This window comes from Motilimonas pumila (assembly GCF_003596335.1).
Taxonomy (GTDB): Bacteria; Pseudomonadota; Gammaproteobacteria; order Enterobacterales; family CBDFNC01; genus Motilimonas; species Motilimonas pumila.
Genome location: NZ_QZCH01000024.1, coordinates 1 through 22,077 on the forward strand (window position 1 = coordinate 1; position 22,077 = coordinate 22,077).

The following is a 22,077-nucleotide window of genomic DNA, read 5'->3' on the forward strand; positions in this document are numbered from 1 at the left end:
ATAAAGGTACGCAGTAGGCAGTGCAAATGCTCCCAATGATGCCAATAAGAAACTGTCGGATTTCTCTGAGCTATCTTCTTCAAAATCCGTTTTCCATACCTCATGGGTTAAAGGCCAATATGCAGGGAATGCTTCAGCCTTACTTTGATAGTCATAATCTAAATGCCAACAAGAAGGAAACTGGCGATTAAAGGGGTTAATATAATTGTACGTGTTGTGCCAAGTGTATTGGGTGTGAGTGGATAATCCTTGCCATAAGCCGGATTTTTCTGGCGTTGGATTGTCTGTTGGGCACTTATCTTTACGGTATGCGCTCTCGCTATAATAATTAGTCATAGGCATTACCTAAACTTTGGCAGCTTGCGCACTGCGGCTTTAAATTCACGCCTTTTTTGATACAGGGTGGCGAAGTCCATGTCGCGCCAATACCTAGGATTGCGTTGGGTCTTTATATCATGGGCTGCACTTGCAGGATCTAAATGGCGGGTCATCTCAAAACACGGGACATCCGGCAAAGGCCGAGACGTATCCATGTAGCGCTGCACAAAATTCCATATCGCGGTGACGTCCTCCCCTTCTTTGTTATCACCAAAAAAGGCCACGTCAATTTTTAACTTGGGCGCGTTATTGCAACGTAAAAAGACTTGGTGGTAATCCGTAATGCCTTGGTGAGTAAAAATATTGATGGTTTCCAATACGCAATCTTCAAAGGCCACGTCGTATAGTAATTGATGGGTTTTCTTGCACCAGAGCTTAACGCGTCCCGTGCCGCGATTGATTTCATGCAAAGGCCGCGCTTTTTTGGCTACTTTTTTAATGTAATAAGGCAGGATGGGGGTGCAGATAATTGCAGAGATAATGCAGGGGATAATAATGTAAAAACCACCAGCAAAGAAATACATTGAAAACGATTCTTTAAAGCTTAAGCTTTCTCTAATTATCGCTGTAAAAACAGCACTAAAAAAAAATATTATAAAAGCAATAAATGCAATTTTAATCGCCGCTACGCTACCAAACATTAATACAAATAATATCTTATCGTTAGCCCGTCCAAAGGTTGGGTGGCGTATTACTTCTGCATCCATACGGTCTGGGGCATCGCTGGCTATTGTTAACGTTTCTTGTTCTTCATCATACGCCAATGTCTCTATTTCGTGGCTATTTAAAGCGTTAGCGGGGAACACATCGTGCAATACGGGTTTTTTATTTAATACCGCCGCTCGGTGTGACGGTTTGTTTAAATGTAAGTCTCGCGCTTGTTCGCTGCGATAGGCCGTGTTGTCATAAATAAAAGGTTGCATGGCTCTCTTTCTAATTAAAATGGTTTATTGCCACTTGCTGTTAACAGTGCCTACCTCAATATAGTGTTCGTTTTTTAGCGAATAAGTCACAAGTGTTGGCTTTAGGCAGGTTGGTTGTTAAAGGTAAGGGGCTTAGAGTGAATTTCGTGCCCTGCCCTTTTTCTTCAGTGCGGCCCGCTTTAAATGCCATTGGCTTATTAATCTCAGTATCGTGATGTTGCTGCGCGTGCTGATTCATATTGATTTATTTTGCCTATATTTTGAAAGACGCAAAACGGCCCTTCACCCTCATTAGCAATGCAATATATGCGGGCTTATTGATAGATTAAAGTATTATTGGTTTTCACGAATAAAAACCATACTCAGGCATGAGCCAAATCGGTATTTTAGAATGTGTAATGGCTTAACAAAAAAGGGATATTTAACATACCCGTCGGGCTGGCGGCGCTTTTATCATTGACGCCTAGTACTGAGACGCTCTCGCCACTGCATCAATAGGAAATAAAAGCGGTATTCTTACGACTACCATATTGTTAGACAAATAGCGTAATAGATTATTACCTGTTTACAGGCTTTGATTTCAGCCATCTCAATCGAGATACACAGCTAAACTTAGTTAGCAGGCTGATGCAGCAAGCTAACTAAGGTTTCGGACATCAGATCTGATACTTTATGTTGTATCTATATACACTTTTAAAGGTTGGCGATGGTTATCTCTTAATCATTGCCCATCCACTTGCGTGTTAGCATTTACGACTTTGTGCCTGTCCCCGTCACTGAGAGGTAGGCTTGGGTAATGCTTTGGTATAAATCAGGCGTCCAGTGCGGCGCATTGACCGGTGTTACGAGCGGCCCTTGCTGGGGATCTGTGGGTGAAATTATCACCTGCACTTTATCTCTGCCTTGGTTAGCAATCAATACAAACAACTCTTCAATCGCGGTGTCGCCAATGGCCAAACAGCCAATGGACACGGCTTTGCCGTGAATGAATATATTGGTGCCGGGCTCAGTGCGCCCTTCTTGCTGTGCCCATTTCAAATCAAACTCGTTGGGGTAGTTTACTTTCATCGACAAATGATAAGCGCTGTTGGGGTTTAACCCAGAGATACGGTAAACCCCTTCCGGCACTTGTTTGTCACCCTCACGCAGTTTCGGTCCCAACACGCCGCTGGCTGCTAATACTGGGTAAACTTTAATTTTGGCCCAACCTTGGCCATTATTGCCCCATAGCGCTAAGGTATTGTCTTGCTTCACCGCCAACAAGGAAATTTGCTGTAAAGGCAAAGTTAAGCCCGCTTGTTTGATCGCGGGAGCAAGCTTTGCTGTTACCGCTTCGCCATAGCGGGCTTGAATATCGACCACGCTGTTCTTTCCCGTTACTTTTTGCACTACAGGCACCCAAATTGCGCGGCCATGGTAATAAAAGACCACGCAGGCCAGCGCTATAATAATCAACAGAATATTGCTCAGTTTGAACATAGATTATTGCACTCAGAAAGTCAGTTTATCTTTAAGGCACGGTGAGCTTATGGGCCGGTTTGCGCAGTAAGGTTTTAGGCATAAAAAACTCACAAGCAGCACGGCTTGCTCGGGTTGGTTGACCCCACGCGCCGCAAAGATCTTGGTTGTTTTCCGGTACTCGTGTGAATTGACGACAATGGCCGCATTTTTCCTGCACAGTAATCCCTTATTTATCATGAGCCCAGCCACCTTGCCGCGCCACTTTGTAAATTGGTCTTACCTTATCTCACTTGCGACCGAAAAACTTCCTGCCCGCTCCCACTCTTGGCGACTCCACGTGCTGAACACTACTCAGTAAGCACCCATACGCGGCCAAAGTGCTTGTAATAGCCCGCGTTTTTTCCTGCTTGTTTGCCCAAGCCGTGGTATAAATCCAAATGGCTGCCTTTTACCGCGCCACCTGTGTCTAATACCATCAGCAGTTTTAACACGTGGTGACCGGTCCATACGCCTTGAGCGTCAAGCTGCGGCACTTCGGCTAAAATCACCGAGCCCATGGGGAAAATACTGCGATCGGCAGCCACCGCCGCGCCACCTTGCAGCGGAATGCCCGCCGAGCCAATCACGTCCAGTTTGTCGTTCGCTTGGAAAAATACAAATGACGGGTTTTGCTGTAATAACTCCAAGACGGTGGCTTCATCTTGTTGCGCTACCCAGTCTTTGATGGCTTGCAGCGACATGTCTTCTTTTTTCACTTCGCCGCGCTCAATCAATACGCGGCCAATGCTGACGTATGGGTGACCATTTTTGCCCGCATAAGCAAAATATTGCTTGGCACCATCGTCAGAGAAATATACAAAGCCGCTGCCTTGCACTTCCAGCATAAAGTTGTCGATTAGTGAATTACTGTAGGCGAGCTCTAAGCCTTGGCCGTCTAACGCACCTTGATATATTTGCTCACGACTTGGGCAACTACCCTGACACTGAGGCAAAGCGTATAACGGGTATTTAAATTGGTGATCAGGCTGATGTCGCAGCTCCATCACAGGCGAGAAATAGCCCGTGAATAACACATTACCTTGTTGGTCTGCGCCGCTTAATTGTGACGCGCCGAGCCCAAACTGGCTAAGTTGAGTGGGATCTCCACTTTGCTCAGACCAATTTTCAATCTTTTTATACAAGCTGGCGTATTTTGCCATCATGTTTGGCGAGGCTTGTTTTACCTGATTCATTTGCAAGGTGAACAGACTGTAGTCGCGCGCTTTATCAGACTGAACTTGCGCTACAGGTGTTAGGGTCTGAGTGAGGGTGACATCGGACGCTTGCTTACCAAATAAAACCGGCTCTGGCGGTGTACTGCATGCAGCTATGACTAAACCACCTGCTAAAATGGCGGCGATACGAGATAATGTTAACGGCACAAAAGGTCTCTATGTTATCTAAACGTAAGGCCATAGACTGGCAAAAAAGAGGAAAATAAACAAGCGCCTATTGCTGTACTTCACAGGTATTGTTGACTTAGGTTTGGCTAAGCAGAGGCTCCCCTTTGCGGCCGAATTGAGTCGGTGAGATTGCAGCTGCGGCCATCAAACAGCGTAAGTAAGGCTTTTTAAATACGTCATTCCCCCTGGTGCAAGGCTATCGCCTAAAAGGGAGAAGTTTGCGATAATAACGAAAAATATTGTAGGCTTGTCATGAAATACCAACACGAATTTACCTTATCACGCGAATACTTTGCGGAATGTTACGACCAATGCTTGCCCTATCAGAAACAACAAACGCCGCGCTACGCTTTAATGGCAGGCTTAGTGATTGTTGGAATCGCCATTTTAAGCTTTGAGATCACTCATGGTAAAGTAGGCATCTTGCTTTTTGCGTTGGCGGCCTTGGAGTGGCTGAGTTTTAAGTATCGTCGCAGTTGGTGGTTATTAAGGCAAGTATGGAGCCGTAATGGCGGCAATAAGGTGACATTAACCGTCAGTGATACCGGTATTACCACCCAAGGCGCTTACACGCATACCCAATTGCAGTGGCAAGAAGTGAGTGACGTGATAGACACGCCCGAGGGTCTATTACTGACGTTGCAATCTGGCGCTAAAAACTACCTGTCGAGCAGTATTCTGACTCCACAAGTGATTGCCCATATAAAGGTAAAGTGTCACTCAGAGCAACAGCAAGCTTAACTCCTGCTAGCACGATGGCGCTATTGGTAAATACATCCGTTTTGTTCACGTTCAGTTAAGTACAAACGCGTATCCAATTCAACTTGGTGATAATTTGGCTGCATGTGCAAACACAGCTGATAAAACGCTTTGTTGTGCTGTTTTTCTTTTAGGTGCGCTAACTCGTGTACCGCAATCATGGTGAGCATTTCTGGGCCCATGTGGCGAAATAAGCCGGCAATGCGGATCTCTTGCTTGGCTTTGATCTTATTGCCTTGCACCCGATTAACGTAACTGTGAGTACCTAAAGCATGCTTAACAATATGTAATTGGTTGTCGTATACCACTTTGCTGAGCGGCGAAGACTTTTTCAAATACGTGTTTTTGAGTGCTAATACAAACTCATAAAGGGCTTTTTCACTGCGCACTTGGTGTTGCTGCGGGTATTTATTCAACAGGTAGGTTTTAAGCTTATTGGCCTGCATCAATTGCTGCACTTGTTGCAAAATAGGCTCAGGATAGCCTTGTAGATATTTCATAACGATATAAATTTTAGGCAAAAAATAACCCTGACACTTACATGTCAGGGTTATAGAAACTAACGAGCGGCTAAATTATTTCTTAGCTTTAAGCTCTTTAACTTCTGCGATTACTTCTTCTGCTACGTTTGCAGGACAAGCTGAGTAGTGAGCGAATTCCATAGAGAACTGGCCACGACCTGATGTCATTGTACGTAGAGAACCGATGTAACCAAACATTTCTGAAAGTGGTACGTCTGCTTTAATGCGAACGCCTGTTACACCAGCTTCTTGGTCTTTGATCATACCACGACGACGGTTAAGGTCACCGATTACATCACCAACGTGATCTTCTGGAGTGAACACGTCAACTTTCATGATTGGCTCAAGAAGTTGTGGACCAGATTTTGGAATTGACTGACGGAATGCGCCTTTCGCTGCGATTTCAAATGCGATTGCAGATGAATCCACGGCGTGGAAAGCACCATCGAACAGTTCAACTTCAACGTCTAGTACTGGGAAACCAGCTAGAACACCTTCTTCCATCATCATTTGGAAGCCTTTCTCAACTGCAGGCCAGAATTCCTTAGGAACGTTACCACCTACAACTGAAGAAGTGAATGTGAAACCAGAGTTTGGCTCACCAGGCTTGATGCGGTAATCAATTTTACCGAACTGACCAGAACCACCAGACTGTTTCTTATGCGTGTAGCTATCTTCAACTTCTTTAGTGATAGTTTCACGGTAAGCAACCTGTGGTTGACCTACTTCTAACTCTACGCCGTAAGTACGCTTCAAGATATCTACTTTGATATCTAAGTGAAGCTCACCCATACCTTTAAGGATGGTTTCACCTGAATCTTCGTCAGTTTCAACTTGGAAAGAAGGATCTTCTGCAACCATTTTACCGATCGCGATACCCATTTTCTCAGTTGAGCCTTTGTCTTTAGGCGTAACAGCAATCGAGATTACTGGTTCTGGGAAGATCATTGGCTCAAGCGTACACTCGTGCTTAACATCACAAAGTGTGTGACCTGTTTGCACGTTCTTCATGCCAACTACCGCGATGATGTCACCCGCTTGTGCGCGAGTTAATTCGTTACGGTCATCTGCTTGCATCTCAACCATACGGCCGATACGCTCAGTTTTACCTGTTGCAGAGTTAAGGATAGTGTCACCCTTGTTCATTACACCAGAGTAAATACGGATGAAAGTTAGCGCGCCGAAGCGGTCATCCATAATTTTAAATGCTAGTGCACGTAGTGGCTCATCTGCAGATACAGTTGCAACTTCACCCGTTGGCTCGCCCGTGTCTTTGTCTGTTAGCGGCTGAGGATCAACTTCAGTAGGCGCAGGTAGGTAATCTACAACCGCGTCTAGTACTAGTTGAACACCTTTGTTCTTGAATGCTGAACCACAGTAAGTTGGGAAGAAAGCCATTGTGCGTGTACCTTTACGGATACAACGCTTGATGTCTTCTAGAGAAGGCTCTTCACCTTCCATGTAAGCTTCCATTAGGTCATCGTCTTGCTCAACAGCAGTTTCGATTAGCTCTTCACGGTACGCTTCAACGTCGTCAACCATGTCAGCTGGTACGTCTTGTACTTCGTAGTTCTCTGGCAGACCTGTGTCATCCCAGATGTACGCTTTACGAGAAAGAAGGTCAACAACACCAACGAAGTCGTCTTCGATACCGATTGGAAGTACCATAACTAGTGGGTTAGCCGCTAGTACGTCTTGAGTTTGCTTAACAACACGGTAGAAGTCAGCACCCATACGGTCTAACTTGTTCACGAAGATGATACGAGCAACTTCAGATTCGTTAGCGTAACGCCAGTTAGTTTCTGATTGTGGTTCAACACCACCAGAACCACAGAATACACCAATACCACCGTCAAGAACTTTTAGAGAACGGTATACTTCAACAGTGAAGTCAACGTGTCCCGGAGTATCGATAACGTTTAGACGGTGATCGTTCCAGAAACAACTTACTGCTGCTGACTGGATAGTAATACCACGCTCAGCTTCTTGCTCCATGAAGTCCGTAGTGGACTCACCATCGTGAACTTCACCTGTCTTGTGGATTTGACCAGTAAGTTTCAAGATTCGTTCAGTTGTCGTGGTTTTACCAGCGTCAACGTGAGCGAAAATACCAATATTTCTGTACTTTGATAAATCTGCCATTTGTTCACTCTATAAATTTATACTAAATAAATGCGGGCGAAGTATAGCACGACTAACGAGAAGTAAAACAACCAAAAACAAAAAGCCTTACTTTGAGAAGCGATTTAGGGGAATTTTTTTTTCGCGTGGGTGTTTTTGACTTATTTTGGGCATTTTCAAAGTGCAACTCGCTGTCATCATGGGCCAAAGCCCATGAAATATTCATTTTCTGCTTAGGTTGCAAGTGGCAAGCTGAGCTTATTGTAGCAATTTGAATAACGTGGGAGCATCCAAGTGGCTAACATACGGCTGGTAATCAATGCCCTTTTCAACAATGTAGCGCGTTAGCAATTGCTTGGTTAGCAATTGTAGTATTTCTGGTTGCCACACTTTCTCTAAATAATTATCCAGTTGTGCATGGTTAATGGCGCGAATGGTATCCGCTTGGGTCGCTAACCCCGTCAATAACAGTTTTTTGGTATGCTTGAAGCGACCGTCTTCGGCAATCTCGGTTAACAGTTCAACCCCCGACTTGTCAGGCATCACTTGATCAGAGATCACCACGGCCACGTGGTCGTCTTCTGCATCAATGTCGTCCATTAACTCTAAACACTCCGCTGCTGACTCACACAACTCAACGGTAAACACTTCACTCAATAGCTCTAAATCCTGCGCCACCGATTCCAACACTTCGCGCTCATCGTCAACACATATAATGTGGATTTTTTCCATCATGCCCCCTGCTTTAAGCCATAAAGCCCATCTGATTTAAAATCGCTATCATGGCATACGTCACTAGCATACCAATTACTCCTAAAATCACCCCTACTTTGGCCATTTGTTTGGTCTTAACGTGACCCGATGCAAACGCCAATGCATTGGGCGGTGTGCTGATTGGCAAAGACATACCAAGTGACGCCGCAAACGTCACTGCTAATATCAACGCCACTTCACCGCCGTAAGGTAATAACGAGTGCATGGAAGCCCCTAGCGCTGCCACTAAGGGTAACAACAAGTTGGCTGTGGCCGTGTGCGACATAAAGTTCGCCATTAATAAACACAATAAAGAGGCCGCGACAATCAGCAACAGTGGATGCGCCGCTGCAAACGGGATGGCGTTGACGGCGTTTGCTGCTAAACCGGACTTATCAAGAGCGACACCTAGGGCGATACCGCCAGAAACAAGCCATAACACATCCCAAGAAATTTTCTTTAAGTCTTCTTTGGTAATGATGTTAAACATGGAAAAAATAGCAACGGGAATCAAGGCGACGACGTAGGAGTTCATGCCATGTAAACCGCCCATTAGCCATAATAAGATGGTCAAAATAAAGGTGGCGTAGACGGTAATCGCTTTAGGGGTCTTCAGGAATTTTCCTTTGATGTTTAAGTTTATTTCTTTTTCGCTGGCGGGAAACAAACGACTGAGTAATACCCAAGCAATAAATAACATGACAACCACAAACGGTACGCCAAACGCCATCCATTGACCAAAACTGATGGCGTTATCATCGACTAAGTACTTAAGGGCCACCGCATTGGGTGGCGTGCCAATCGGGGTGCCAATGCCGCCAATATTTGCCGCAACGGGTACCGATAAGGCAAATGCCACTTTGCCCATGTCTTCCATTTTAAACAGTGCCAGCACGGGCGTTAAAATTGACAACATCATGGCCGTTGTTGCGGTATTACTCATAAACATAGAGAAAATGGCAGTAATCATCATCAAACCCAGCATGACGTATTTGGGATCTTTGCCAAAAGGTTTAAGCAATACCCGGGCTAGATTAGTATCTAACCGGTATTTGGTTGCCGCCATGGCTAAGAAAAAGCCCCCAAGAAACAGCATAATGATTGGCGATGCAAAGGTGCCCATGATGGTTTTATGGGAGATAAGTTGACCTAAGTCGTCGCTAGGAACCTTGGTAAACCACAAGCCTTTATCTGATACCAACAACAACTCGAGCACGATAATTACCACTGAGGTAGCATAAATGGGAATCGGCTCTAGTACCCAACACAGCGCTGCCAGCACAAAAATGGCGATCACCCGTTGTTCAATCTGAGTTAAGCCGTCGATGCCAAAGGCGGTTGTCGGCAAAAGCAAAATGATGCAAGGAATGAGAATGGGAAGGATGTATTTAAGGTATCGAGTGAACATGATTGTTGCGTAATTTTCCGTAGTAAGGAGGCCTGCTATTGTGCCTTAGCATGGCCTACTCACTATGAATTGGATCAAACCAAGTGCAACATTTTTGATTAATGATCGAAAAAGCAGCGGCGGTCACGGTTTTCGCCAACGAAATGTTTACTTAATCTGGCGGTTAATTACCGGTGCTAATAAAAAGCCGACAAGCATAAAAGCAATAAATATAAGCAAGCCAGGATTCATCGCGCTTAATGATGCAAAAGCCGGCCCGGGACAGATCCCCGCTACCCCCCACCCTATGCCAAACAAGCTGGCGCCAATTATCAGCCGACTATCCACTTGTAAGTTAGAGTTAGCATTCACCGCCTGGTCATTAATGGCCTTACCTCTGGGCTTAATTAACCACCAGTAACAAGGCGCAAACACGCCAAGGGCCCCGCCCATGACAAACGCCAAGCTCATGTCCCACTCGCCAGCAATGTCTAAAAACGCTAACACTTTATCGGGTAGCACCATACCGGAGATAACCATGCCCACGCCAAATAACAAACCGGCAATCAGACTCACTACATATACCATGGTCACTCCTACAATAAGTGGCGAATAATAAAAACGGTTAACGCCGCTACCAACATGAAGGTGCCAGTGGCCACAATAGAGCGCACAGACCCTCTGCCCATGCCACAAATGCCATGACCACTGGTACAACCATTACCGATGGCCGTACCAAGGCCGACAAGCAAGCCAGCAATGGCCAGAAGCCAATAAGGCGCATCATATTCCGTAGGAATGGCAAGGTTGAGGGTATTGGCTGCCACTGCGCCGCCAAGCACCATGGCGGCTAAAAATATAATGCGCCACGCCTTATCCGCTTGCGTACGTCTCAATAAGCGAGACGCGATGCCACTGATACCTGCGACTTGGCCGCTAAATAACAACAATAAACTGGCAGAAGCCCCCAGTAACGCCCCGCCCAACAGTGCTAGCCATGGTATTTCCATTTTCAGTTAACCGTTTTAAAAAACAATGAATTCATATTAGCAAAGTCTAATATAGAAATCGAGTGATTGCACAAAAGCATGGCTGACAATGCACCAATAAAGCAGAGATGCGTCTTGCGAAGGAAGCAAATGGAAGCAAATATGAAAGTAAACAATGTTCACAGTAAACACGCTTAGAGCATTAAATGCCGGATTATGCGGCTTTTATATCGCGCAGGCGTATAAAACAGCCTGCGCAGCAATCAACTCAATCACGACGTGCGATCATAGAGTGCGCTCAAATAAGCGCATAAATAAACACTAACACGCGAGCTCTAAAATCTTACGACTGGTTGCAATATCAATGTCGCCATGTTCGCCAAGTTGCTCACGGCCGTGCTGCTGCAAGCTGTTTATCAAGGTATCAATATTGTCGGCCCCAAGATCGACGTCTGACAAGCGTGTCGGTACTTCCATAGATTGAAAAAATGCTTCTATCTTGGCGATGGCTTGGCTGGCTTTTTGTTCATCACTGCCTGCTTGCATGCCTAAGACTCGCTCTGCAAACTGTGCCAACTTAGCTTGCTTTTGCGGCGTTTTAAATTTCAAAACGGCTGGTAATACAATGCTTAATGTTCGCGCATGATCTACGCCATAGTGACCTGTTATTTCATGACCTATCATGTGCGTAGCCCAATCTTGCGGCACGCCTACGCCAATTAAGCCATTAAGGGCCTGGGTAGCTGACCACATAATATTACTGCGTACCTTCAAATCTTGCGGCGTGCTCAGGGCTTTGGGCCCTTCTTCCATTAATGTGGCTAACAAGCCTTCTGCAAACCTGTCTTGTACTTTTGCATTAACGGGAAAAGTAACGTATTGCTCCATCACATGCACAAAAGCATCCACCACACCATTTGAAACTTGGCGAGCGGACAAACTGAGCGTCACTTGAGGATCTAACACGGCAAAAGCAGGCTGTACTAACGGCGAAAAGAAAAACAGTTTGTCATTGCCTTTGGATACGACAGAGCCGGCGTTACTTTCAGAGCCCGTGGCGGGCAAGGTTAATACGCAGCCCAAGGGTAAAGCCGTTTGCAAAGCCGCACCTTGCGCTAAAATGTCCCAAGGGTTGCCGTCAAATTCTGCAGCTGCAACAATGAATTTACTGCCATCAACTACAGAGCCGCCCCCTACCGCGAGCACATAGTTGTAGCCCTCTTGTTTCACCTTTTGCACAGCTTGCATCAAGGTGTCGTATTGCGGGTTCGGCTCAATCCCTGAAAACTCGCCCCATTCATGGCCACTAAGTGCTTCAACGACTTGCTCGTACACACCGTTTGTTTTGATAGAGCCGCCGCCGTAGGTGACCAACACCTTAGCGTCAGCAGGAATAGCCTGAGAAATAGCGCTGATTTGCCCTTGGCCAAAATGGATAATTGTGGGGTTGTGAAAAGTAAAGTTGTTCATTTAAAGCTCCGTATCGTGCAACAAAATTGAGGCAAACCGTATTTGCAATGAGCATTACGGCGGACAAGCGTAAAATGTTCAGTTTGTATCGACATATACCCCGTATTGGTTGTTGCGGGTGCCATGCTAAATACTTCCATCAGTTACATATCAGCTGAATTGCGTTCGCTCTCCGGTGATAAGCATATCTGCAAAGCATAGGTGAAATACTGCTAACACTCGGATATTTTTGGTTTCTCTCACGTTTCAATGAAGGCATTAAAAAATCCCTTGAAGGTGATCTTAATCCGCTGAAAGGCGTATCGTTTTAATGTATTTCGCTGTCAGTGATAAGGCAGCTCGACAGGCGCGATTTGTCGGTAATAATTAAACAGATAATTACAGTTAATAGGAACACATTATGAGAGCCAGTATTGCCATAGCCAGTTTGTTATTTTCAAGCCTGACCCTAGCGGGGCAAGACGTGACCTATCAAGTCGATGGGCAAGATTATGAAGGTTACTTTGCGAAAGCTAAAAGTGATAACGCTCCTTTGGTGGTATTGCTCCATGATTGGGATGGATTAACAGATTACGAAAAAAAACGCAGCGAAATGCTGGTTGATCTCGGTTACGACGTGTTCGCCGCTGATTTGTTCGGTAAAGGCATTCGCCCCACTGAAGTAAAGGACAAAAAACAGCACACAGGTGAGCTTTACAAAGACAGAAATAAAATGCGTAAACTCTTAATGTCGGCGGTCAACACGGCTAAGCAGCAAGGCGCAAATATCGACAACATGGTCGCTGCAGGCTATTGCTTTGGCGGCGCAGCCGTTTTAGAAATGGCTCGTTCAGGTGCCCAAGCAAAAGGGTTTGTGACCTTTCACGGCGGGTTGACGACCCCAGAAGGTCAAGATTACCAGCAAACCAAAGGGCCTATCGTGGTATTTCATGGCAGCGCCGATCATATGATCCCGATGAGCCAATTTGCGGATTTAACCGACCAACTGGAAGCCGCCAAAGTGTCCCATGAAATGATCACGTACAGCGGAGCTCCTCATGCGTTTACCGTATACGACAGCAAAAATTATCAACAAGCGGCTGATGAGAAATCATGGCAACGCTTTACTCAATTACTGACCAAGGTCACTGGCACGCACTAAGCATAATTTGAAATTTGTTTGGGCTGTTTGTTGCACTGTGTGCACGGGCTTTGCATATCGGTGAAGCCCATGGCGCCAAGCATTACCTGCTTTTGCCGTGATGTGGTAACTAAAAGTGAGCGAAAAAAAAGGTTAAGCGTCATGCTTAACCTTTCAATGTCAATGAAACCGGTGCGTAATCACCTCAACGTTAGCCCACCTCACGAAGCGGTTCGGCGTGCTCAATTAAGTTCACCCTGTCGTTCATCACCTTGATAAGATCAAACTGCTGCAGCTGTTTACACTGGTTGAGCTGGTGCGTTTCATCTACCAGCATGCATAAACTGGTCTGACTGTTTGACTCTAAAATCAGATACTTAGCTTGACCGTCTGCCGGTGCATTCAGTAGCACTAATTCGCCTTGCAAAGGTTGCTCTGTGGTGGCAGCAGGCGTAAAAAACCAACTCTGCGGCATCAATGGCTTATGAAAACGGATCCCTGTAATGGCATTTAAGATCCAATAAACTTTGATTGCCGCTGGCAAACTGGTGTTGCTTAACTGATCTAAAAACTGGTAATAGACAGCAGCATCGTCCACTGAAAACGGCATAGTTTGTTTGTGAAATGCCACCAGCTTATTGCGCTTTAAATGCGGTTGAAAAACAAATTCACTGCCCAACTCTAAGCTCAGTTGCGACTGGGTATTGTCAAATTTCCACATCCAGCTGTCATCAGGTTTTAGGATCATATTCCGTCTCAAATAATCGTCACTTTTATAGCTATAAGATAAATAGTTTATAAATGCAAATTTTGATTTCAATAAAGTGCAATATTTAATAGTTTTCGACGATATTCTTTATTAAACCTGGACCGTGATAAATAAAGCCAGAATAAACTTGAATTAATTTAGCTCCCGCATCCATCTTTTCTTTTGCCGCAACCACAGAGTCAATGCCACCGACGCCGATGATTGGCATCGCACCATTTATTTCTTTATAGAGCTGGGCAATGACTTGAGTACTTAAGCTTTGCACTGGACGACCGCTTAAGCCACCGGCTTCGCTAGCGTGAGTCATGCCTTTCACCATTGAGCGTTCAAGGGTGGTATTTGTGGCGATAACGCCATCGATTTCATAACGCACTAATGAATCGGCGATCTGAATGATTTCTTCGATCGATAGATCCGGTGCAATTTTAATCGTCAGTGGTACGTATTTATTATATTTTTCAGCAAGCTCTGCCTGCTTTAGTTTTAGATCCTTTAATAGATCGTCTAATGCTTCGCCGTATTGTAAAGATCTTAATCCTGGAGTATTAGGCGAAGAAATATTCACCACGATATAAGAAGCATGCTGGTAAACTTTCTCCATGCATATTAAATAGTCGTCTTTACCATTCTCCACCGCGGTATCAATATTCTTACCGATATTAATACCAATAATGCCATTATATTTAGCGGCTTTTACATTCTCGACTAATTGATCAACGCCATGGTTATTAAAACCCATGCGGTTAATAATGCCCTCGGCTTCTTTGATCCGAAATAAACGCGGTTTGTCGTTGCCCGGTTGTGGCCGCGGCGTGACAGTGCCTACTTCAATAAAGCCAAAGCCCATTGCCGCGAACGCGTCAATACATTCCCCGTTTTTATCCAGACCCGCTGCAAGGCCGACCGCGTTATCAAAAGTTAAGCCCATGCACTCAACCGGACGCTTTTTAAGGTGCTGGCGGTAAAATACATCAAGGGGCGTGTTTTGCGTTGAACTCAGCTGTTTGATGGCCATCTCGTGGGCTTTTTCAGCATCCAATTTAAAAAACGCTTCTCTGGCTAATCGGTATAACATGGTGACCTCAAATAACTGTCTGATACAAGAAAAGGGCTCTCGCCCTTTTAGTTAACTATGCTTCATCTACCCCAACGCATTGAACTTGGCTTTACGATTGTTCCACTTCGGCCATGCAATTGAGGTTAAGTAAATTTAATTCCCGTAATGCAACGGAGAATTTGGCAAACTCGTGATTCGAGCTTGTCTTAAAATCGGCGAGCATATGATACCAGCGTTCGAGTAAAGCTTCATGGCTTTCTAGCCAAGGATCAATAATATTGTTACAAAAACCTGCTTTATCACAGGTAGATAGCACGGTTATCGCCAAAGTACGTTGATGCCAGTCGAGCTCTTCACGAAACGACGCTCGAGCCAAGGCTTGCCAATGGTTGTCTACGGCCAACAGGTTGATTTGGTCTAAAAACCAATGCAGCTCTAATTTTGCACCAAGATTAAAGTAAACGTTGGCGGCTAAGAGTAAGTCGGTTTCTTGCTGCTCAGCAATTTGCGCCAAATCCAAGACGCTAAAGATAAAGCTTTGCTGCGCAATGGCGGTGGCTAATGTCGCAGGCACGCCTTGGTCTTGATAAGCCTTACTGCGATGCTTAATCACAGCTACATCGTCCGAGTTCAGTACTTTATCAAGCTGGCTGTTTAAGGCTTGATATGCTGGTTGATACAGCGCAATATTTTGCGCTAAGGTCAAGCCTCGGTTTCGTAGGCGCAAAAACCAACGCGTGGCGCGGCGTAAGGTGCGGCGCATGTCCTGCATCATGCGCAGTTGCACCTTGGCATCTACTTTATTATCTAACGCTTCAATTTTTTCAGTTAACATTGGAATATCAAATACTTGCCTTGCAATGGTATAACACATACCAATCTCAGCGGGCGCGGCGCCAGTTTCATCTGTCATTCTGGCCACAAAATTAAAGCCCACATCATTCACTAATTGATTGGCCAATTGGGTAGCAATAAGCTCTGCGCGTAACGGATGACTTTGAATATCTGTTTGATAATGCTGCTGCAATGGCAGTGGGAACACTTGGCGTACTTGCTCAATAAAATAAGCGTCGTCACTGATATCTGGGGTCACAAACAGCTCTTTCAGCACCATTTTACCGTATGCCAATAACACACTTAATTCCGGCCGGGTTAAACCTTGGCCTGTTGATAAGCGATCTGCTAACTCATCGTCAGCAGGTAAGTATTCCAATGCTCGGTCCAACTTTTGTTGTTTTTCCAGTCCTTGCATAAAACGAATATGCTCTTTTAACTGGCCTGACGCATCAGCTTGGGTAACGGAAAGGGATTGGGCTTGGCGGTAAGCGTTAGTCAACACAATGTCGGTCACGTTATCGGTCATTTTAACCAACAGGGCGTTACGCTGTTTCGTCGTGAGCTCTCCTTGCGCCACGATGCCATTAAGTAAAATCTTAATATTCACTTCGTTGTCAGAGCAGTCCACACCACCGACATTGTCAATAAAGTCCGTGTCGATGCGCCCACCTTGCATCGCAAACTCAATGCGGCCTAACTGGGTGCACCCTAGATTACCGCCCTCTCCGACCACTTTTGCCTGTAATTGCTCGCCATCAATTCGAACGCCGTCGTTTGCTCTGTCGCCGACCTGACTGTCGCTTTCACTGCGCGCTTTGACATAAGTGCCAATGCCTCCGTTCCACAACAGGTCCACCGGCATGGTCAACAGCGCTTTGATCAGTTGATTGGGCGCCATGGCCGTCATGTCTGTGGCCAACATGGCTTGCATTTGTGGACTCAAAGCAATGCTTTTGGCGCTGCGAGAAAAAATGCCGCCACCGGGAGAAATGAGTGACGTGTCGTAGTCTTGCCAACTTGAGCCGGGTAATTTAAATAGTCTGTCACGCTCAGTCCAACTGGACGCAGCATCAGGCGCGGGGTCAATAAAAATGTGCAGATGATTAAATGCCCCTTGCAAGCGAATATGTTTCGACAGCAGCATGCCATTGCCAAAAACGTCGCCAGCCATATCGCCAATGCCCACACAGGTAAAATCGGTTTGTTGGCAATTGATGCCCATTTCTTTAAAGTGACGCTTAACAGATTCCCACGCCCCCTTGGCCGTGATGCCCATCTTTTTATGGTCATAGCCTTGGCTACCGCCAGAGGCAAAGGCATCTGCCAGCCAAAAATGGTATTGCTCGCTGATTTCATTGGCTATATCTGAAAAGGTGGCGGTGCCCTTATCGGCAGCTACCACTAAATAAGGATCATCGTCATCGTAGCGCACCACTTGTGTTGGCGAACTCACCTCACCTTCAACAATGTTATCCGTCACGTCGAGCAAGGCTCTGATAAAAGTGCGGTAGCATTCTTGGCCTTGGGCCAGCCAGGCCCCCCGGTCTTGACTTGAAACGGGCTGTTTACAGACAAAGCCGCCTTTCGCACCTACGGGCACGATCACGGTATTTTTCACTTGCTGCGCTTTGACAAGTCCGAGTACTTCGGTCCTGAAGTCTTCACGGCGATCTGACCAACGCAAGCCACCTCTTGCTACTTTGCCCCCTCTTAGGTGTACCCCTTCCACTTCTGGTGAATAGACAAATATTTCAAACGCGGGCAAGGGTTTTGGCATGTCAGTAATCAGCGACGGCCTCACCTTGAGCGAGACGTACGCTTTTGGCTCGCCAGCAGCCGTTAACTGATAAAAGTTGGTGCGCACGGTGGCATTCATCATCTCCAGAAAGTGACGGAAAATCCTGTCGTCATCGAGATTCACAACGTCATCGAGGGCGGCGGTGATGCGTGTGGTTAACGCCGCTAAATCGCTCTCATTGGCAGGGGTTTTCGCGTCACTTGGGCTAAATTTAGTTGCAAATAAATGCACTAACGCTGCTGCAATATCGGGATATCGATTAAATGCTTGCTCGATATATTGTTGACTGAAACTGGTGCCTGTTTGGCGCATATATTTTGCATAAGCGCGAATAATCACAATTTGCCGACCGGTTAGCCCAGCGCCAAGTACTAAGCGATTGAAGCCATCGTCTTCAAGTTGATTAAACCACACAGCGGCAAAAGCCTGCTGGAAGTCTTGCTGGCGCGCGTCGATATTCAGCTTGGAGGCAGAGGTGGACTCAAGGGCTTCGTAAGTCATCAGAAACTCTAATATCCAACCTATTTTACCGTCAGCCATATTGACCGAATAGGGCCGTTCGCCAATAATTTTAAGGCCCATATTTTCGAGCTTGGGCAACACATCAGAAAGGTGAATGGGTTCATTGATGTGAAACAACTTCAGTTTGACTTTATTCGAGTCTGAGAGCTCTTCTTGGGCGCGGTAAAACAGCATTTGTAAGCTCTGCTTTTCGTTCAAGCATTCTAGCGCCTCGATATCGGCTACGGCACTGCCCGCCAATACGTCTTCTTTGTATGCCCGTGGAAAGCCGTTAGCATAACGTTTAACCAGCGCATTGCCTTTGGCTTCGCCAAAGTTGGCAAACAGCGCCATTTGCAGTTTGTCCTCCCATGACCGCGCAGCTTCTATCAGGTTATTTTCAATTTCTTTGATATCAATAGGCTGGTTAAAATCGCGTACTCTGACCAAGTATTCAGTGCGAGCCAAAACGCCTTCGGTAAAATAGGTATTAAATTCCACCGGCTCTTGGCTATTAAAGTAGCGCGCCAAAATGTCTTGAGTCATAACCCGCAGCGCAGTGTTGTACCTGTCTTTAGTAACGTATACCAAGCAGCTAATGTAACGACCAAATGTGTCACGGCGGATAAACAAGCGGATCATGTCTCGCTCTTGCATTTGCAGCACACCGGTACCTGTGTGGAGTAACTCTGATTCAGAAGCTTGCAGCAGTTCATCTCTCGGGTAGGTTTCGAGCACATTCAATAAAGCTTTATAGGCATGTGAGCCTTTGATCAAAGCCGACTGCTCCATGATACGTCCGACTTTTGCACTGACCAAGGGTATTTGGCTGGCGCTGGTGTTGTATAAAGAAGATGCGTACAAGCCAATAAATCGGTGTTCACCAATCACTTTACCCTGCTTGTTAAACTGCTTAATGCCAATATGGTCAATGTAAGCAGGCCGGTGCACTCGGCTTTTAACTTCTGTTTTAGTGAGAACTAAGCGTTTATCACTGTGAATTTGTTGCCGTGCTGGCGCGGGCAGGTCGGCCAAGCTTAACGTTTGACTTTGCAACGGTTGCTGAAACAGTCCCAAGCTGGTATCCATGTCCGCAATTAAGTGATGATCGCCTTTCACCGCTTTTAGCTGGTAATGTCGATAACCCATCAAGGTTAAATTATGGTTGGCTAGCCAAGTTAAAAACTGGCTGACTTCCTCAATTTGCGAGCCGGGCTCTGGTTTTATTTCATTTAGTTCGGCCACCACCTGTTTCAATTGCTGCTGCATCGGTTGCCAACCTTGCACCACCAGCGTCACATCATGCATCACAGAGTTAAGCTCTTTGGCCAAGGTGTCTAGTTGCTGCTCTTCTGATTGGCGGTCTATCTCTATCAAAAATACCGTTTCTAAACTGGCTTTATCACTCTGCTCCGAGGCGCTGGCTACCTGGGTGACATTGCCTTTTTGACTGCGTGTGATCGCCATGGGTTGATGCAACAATAAATGCGCGATAATACCTTGGCGCTGCAGTGCCATCTGCACCGAGTCCACCAGAAAGGGCATGTCTTTCACTATGATTTCGATGATGCTATGGCTTGACTGCCAACCATGCCGGCTCAATGAGGGGTTGTAGACCTTAACATGATCTTGGCTGGGCTGAGCTCGATTGAGCGCATTCCACAAGCTAATGGCAACCCCATACATGTCGTTATCATTGCGTTGGGTTAAATCGTCTTCTGAAATATGAGAAAACAAGCCAAGTACAAAGGGCTTTACCAGCTTGGCTTTGGTTTTAGGGAGTTTCTTATCTACCAAAGCCAGCACATTTTGTAAAATAATCGAGCTCGGCGCGGCGAAAGTAGGCGGTGTGTGTTTATCCATGACGTACCCCAAAAATATGCTTAATTTATCAGGCTATTACTAAAGCATAGTTAAGCATTGGGGGAACGCCTTGCACGGCCTAAAATTAGTTGTTGGCCAGGCTTTAGTTAAGCAATCTTTTCTAGCTGCTTAAACTTGTTATCACTGTCGAGGGTTAATTTAAACCGCCCCGCAATGCCAATTTGAGACAACCAAGGAATAAACTTAATGGCGGGTAATCGAACCGTTTTACCGTTATCTGCCATGACGGTAACAGAACGCGCGTGCCCTCGGTATAAGGCTTCAAAATCTTGATAGGAAATGCGCAGATTAAAAAAATACGTTTGCATAGACTTAAGATAAAGACGAACACAAGCAATACGTTAGCAAAGTTTTTTAGAAAAAGCACCCTCGCCTGCTGCAGGCAAGCGGGTGGTTTATTAACTAAGCAATAGCCAATGAATTGCAAACCCTGAAATAAGAAACCCCATCATTCCTAACCAAAAACTGATGAATATGCCGAAGAAACTGCCCAAAACTAATAGTCGTTTAGGATTGGATTTAAACCACTTTTTTAAATCCGCGCTGCTTTTGTACACCTGACTGTGTCCTCAATAGAATATAAACCGGCACGATACATCAAATGATAATAATTATCATTGCTTTTTATCGATTTATTTTCTAAATATTAAGGCAATCCCTCAACCTAGGCTTTATTGTCACAACCAAGCGTATTCAACACGGAGCGCTTAAAAATCAGCTAAAATCATTGCACGCCCCAATAACCATAGTTTTCAATCTATTGCTAAAAGGAAATCACAATGAAGCTCACTCGCTTGCTCACTATACTGACGCTTTTCCTGAGTCAAATGGCATTCGCAGATAACGGCCTTATTAAGGTATACAGCCAGTTTGATGCAGCGACCACTGCCGAGAGGCTTGAAGCGGCCCTCACTGCGAAAGGCATGACCATTTTTACCCGAGTCCCCCACTCAGAGTCAGCCAAAAAAGTTGGCTTTCCACTTAACAGCAGTGAATTATTTATCTTTGGCAACCCAAAAGTTGGCTCGCCGTTGATGGTATGCAATATAGAAACGGGCATTGACTTGCCGCATAAAGCATTAATCTACCAGGACAATAAAGGGTTAGTATGGCTGGCGTACAATGATCCCGATTACATTGCAAAACGCCATAATGTGTCGGGCTGTGAAAAGCCGATAGCAAAAATGAAACAAGCATTGGCCGCGTTTGCCAAACATGCCACTAAAGCCCAATAGCAATAGCAATAGCAATAGCAATAGCAAAAGAGTGTGAGCATGGACGAAGCCATGCTCACCTTGACCTTTAGAATGACTGAGTGTGGTTTTCGCTTTCCTGATCTTGCTCTGCTTCAAACCCTTCACTGACGCTATTAATCTTGTAATTAATGTATAAGGGGCTAAATAGAAAGGTCCAAAAACCGTGAAACCAGTACCAATTTTTAGGCATGGCACCGAGGGCTTGGTTGATGCGATTACGCGCTTTAAACGCCCACACTAACATCAGAATATTAACAGACAGACTTAGCAGCGAGTCCACCATGGTCAGCCCTAAATTGGTATCATCAATGATGCTTAACACCGCAGTAGTCGCAGAAATACAGCTCAACCAAAACAATAAGCTCACGTACGTTTGGCCAATGGCAGGTAGATCATGATCCAGTTCATCAATGATCTTGCTTTGTTGCCGAGCATAGTGGGCGGTATATATCCCGAGGGTAATGATAGAAAGAAAAAACAGTTTCCAAGTACTCAAACATTTAAGACGGTTTATTTGTTCCATGATATCTTCTGATTATTAAGTGATGACAAACTTTAACGATGCACTCAGTTATTGGCAGTATTAACCGGCGCAATTAAGACGCCAGGTCAATATAGCAAATCAATATTGATAAAATGTACATCAATTTG

Annotated in this window: 20 protein-coding genes; 3 read left to right on the forward strand and 17 right to left on the reverse strand. The window is 45.5% G+C overall.

Translation table 11 applies throughout. The features are described from left to right. The 5 genes from D1Z90_RS15835 to mltA form a co-directional block, all read right to left on the reverse strand. A partial coding sequence (locus D1Z90_RS15835) for a hypothetical protein (protein WP_147378782.1) occupies positions 1 to 336 on the reverse strand: 336 nt, incomplete at its 3' end. Positions 337 to 341: 5 nt separating this feature from the next. Beyond that, entirely contained in the window at positions 342 to 1,301 is a 960-nt protein-coding gene (locus tag D1Z90_RS15840) for a hypothetical protein (protein WP_119911766.1), read from the reverse strand. A gap of 750 nt (positions 1,302 to 2,051) precedes the next feature. Beyond that, positions 2,052 to 2,780 carry a L,D-transpeptidase family protein gene (locus D1Z90_RS15850; protein WP_119911768.1) on the reverse strand — a complete coding sequence of 243 codons (729 nt, stop codon included), beginning with the start codon at positions 2,778 to 2,780 and terminating at the stop codon, positions 2,052 to 2,054. A 31-nt stretch (positions 2,781 to 2,811) separates the two neighbouring features. Next, a complete protein-coding gene (locus D1Z90_RS21540) occupies positions 2,812 to 2,979 on the reverse strand; it encodes a hypothetical protein (protein WP_198419228.1) in 168 nt (55 codons plus the stop codon). A 130-nt stretch (positions 2,980 to 3,109) separates the two neighbouring features. Continuing rightward, the gene (gene mltA / locus D1Z90_RS15855; protein WP_198419230.1) at positions 3,110 to 4,183 is read right to left on the reverse strand and encodes a murein transglycosylase A; all 1,074 of its coding nucleotides are present in this window, start codon (positions 4,181 to 4,183) and stop codon (positions 3,110 to 3,112) included. A 273-nt stretch (positions 4,184 to 4,456) separates the two neighbouring features. Here mltA and D1Z90_RS15860 point away from each other — a divergent pair, with 273 nt between their 5' ends. Next, positions 4,457 to 4,945 carry a YcxB family protein gene (locus D1Z90_RS15860; protein WP_119911769.1) on the forward strand — a complete coding sequence of 163 codons (489 nt, stop codon included), beginning with the start codon at positions 4,457 to 4,459 and terminating at the stop codon, positions 4,943 to 4,945. Positions 4,946 to 4,965: 20 nt separating this feature from the next. On the opposite strand, the gene D1Z90_RS15865 is transcribed toward D1Z90_RS15860, so the two are convergent. The 7 genes from D1Z90_RS15865 to D1Z90_RS15895 all read right to left on the reverse strand — a co-directional run bounded on the left by D1Z90_RS15865 (position 4,966) and on the right by D1Z90_RS15895 (position 12,204). Further along, positions 4,966 to 5,463 carry a YgjP-like metallopeptidase domain-containing protein gene (locus D1Z90_RS15865; protein WP_119911814.1) on the reverse strand — a complete coding sequence of 166 codons (498 nt, stop codon included), beginning with the start codon at positions 5,461 to 5,463 and terminating at the stop codon, positions 4,966 to 4,968. A 75-nt stretch (positions 5,464 to 5,538) separates the two neighbouring features. Then, a complete protein-coding gene (fusA, locus tag D1Z90_RS15870; RefSeq protein ID WP_119911770.1) occupies positions 5,539 to 7,626 on the reverse strand; it encodes an elongation factor G in 2,088 nt (695 codons plus the stop codon). Between the two features lie 237 nt (positions 7,627 to 7,863). Beyond that, positions 7,864 to 8,340: a response regulator gene (locus tag D1Z90_RS15875; protein WP_232525271.1), complete on the reverse strand. Its 477-nt coding sequence runs from the start codon at positions 8,338 to 8,340 to the stop codon at positions 7,864 to 7,866. Between the two features lie 10 nt (positions 8,341 to 8,350). Next, positions 8,351 to 9,766, reverse strand: coding sequence for an SLC13 family permease (locus D1Z90_RS15880; protein WP_119911771.1), 1,416 nt, complete (start codon positions 9,764 to 9,766; stop codon positions 8,351 to 8,353). 147 nt (positions 9,767 to 9,913) lie between these two features. Further along, entirely contained in the window at positions 9,914 to 10,333 is a 420-nt protein-coding gene (locus tag D1Z90_RS15885) for a DUF6691 family protein (RefSeq protein ID WP_119911772.1), read from the reverse strand. Between the two features lie 8 nt (positions 10,334 to 10,341). Then, positions 10,342 to 10,755: a YeeE/YedE family protein gene (locus D1Z90_RS15890; RefSeq protein ID WP_119911773.1), complete on the reverse strand. Its 414-nt coding sequence runs from the start codon at positions 10,753 to 10,755 to the stop codon at positions 10,342 to 10,344. Between the two features lie 300 nt (positions 10,756 to 11,055). Further along, positions 11,056 to 12,204 carry an iron-containing alcohol dehydrogenase gene (locus D1Z90_RS15895; RefSeq protein WP_119911774.1) on the reverse strand — a complete coding sequence of 383 codons (1,149 nt, stop codon included), beginning with the start codon at positions 12,202 to 12,204 and terminating at the stop codon, positions 11,056 to 11,058. Positions 12,205 to 12,604: 400 nt separating this feature from the next. Here D1Z90_RS15895 and D1Z90_RS15900 point away from each other — a divergent pair, with 400 nt between their 5' ends. Further along, positions 12,605 to 13,345, forward strand: coding sequence for a dienelactone hydrolase family protein (locus tag D1Z90_RS15900; protein WP_119911775.1), 741 nt, complete (start codon positions 12,605 to 12,607; stop codon positions 13,343 to 13,345). A gap of 190 nt (positions 13,346 to 13,535) precedes the next feature. Here D1Z90_RS15900 and D1Z90_RS15905 read toward each other — a convergent pair whose 3' ends face one another. The 4 genes from D1Z90_RS15905 to D1Z90_RS15920 form a co-directional block, all read right to left on the reverse strand. Continuing rightward, positions 13,536 to 14,072 carry a cell division protein ZapC domain-containing protein gene (locus tag D1Z90_RS15905; protein WP_119911776.1) on the reverse strand — a complete coding sequence of 179 codons (537 nt, stop codon included), beginning with the start codon at positions 14,070 to 14,072 and terminating at the stop codon, positions 13,536 to 13,538. Between the two features lie 85 nt (positions 14,073 to 14,157). Then, positions 14,158 to 15,168, reverse strand: coding sequence for a quinone-dependent dihydroorotate dehydrogenase (gene pyrD / locus D1Z90_RS15910; RefSeq protein ID WP_119911777.1), 1,011 nt, complete (start codon positions 15,166 to 15,168; stop codon positions 14,158 to 14,160). A 91-nt stretch (positions 15,169 to 15,259) separates the two neighbouring features. Beyond that, positions 15,260 to 20,149: an NAD-glutamate dehydrogenase gene (locus D1Z90_RS15915; RefSeq protein WP_119911778.1), complete on the reverse strand. Its 4,890-nt coding sequence runs from the start codon at positions 20,147 to 20,149 to the stop codon at positions 15,260 to 15,262. A 107-nt stretch (positions 20,150 to 20,256) separates the two neighbouring features. After that, complete coding sequence (locus tag D1Z90_RS15920) at positions 20,257 to 20,478, reverse strand: DUF2835 domain-containing protein (RefSeq protein ID WP_119911779.1); 222 nt, start codon at positions 20,476 to 20,478, stop codon at positions 20,257 to 20,259. A gap of 471 nt (positions 20,479 to 20,949) precedes the next feature. Here D1Z90_RS15920 and D1Z90_RS15925 point away from each other — a divergent pair, with 471 nt between their 5' ends. Further along, complete coding sequence (locus D1Z90_RS15925) at positions 20,950 to 21,405, forward strand: DUF302 domain-containing protein (protein ID WP_119911780.1); 456 nt, start codon at positions 20,950 to 20,952, stop codon at positions 21,403 to 21,405. A gap of 67 nt (positions 21,406 to 21,472) precedes the next feature. Here the strand turns inward: D1Z90_RS15925 and D1Z90_RS15930 are convergent, their stop codons facing one another. Next, positions 21,473 to 21,949 (reverse strand): DUF4234 domain-containing protein, encoded by a 477-nt coding sequence (locus D1Z90_RS15930; protein WP_119911781.1) that lies wholly within the window; start codon positions 21,947 to 21,949, stop codon positions 21,473 to 21,475. Between the last annotated feature and the right edge of the window lie 128 nt (positions 21,950 to 22,077).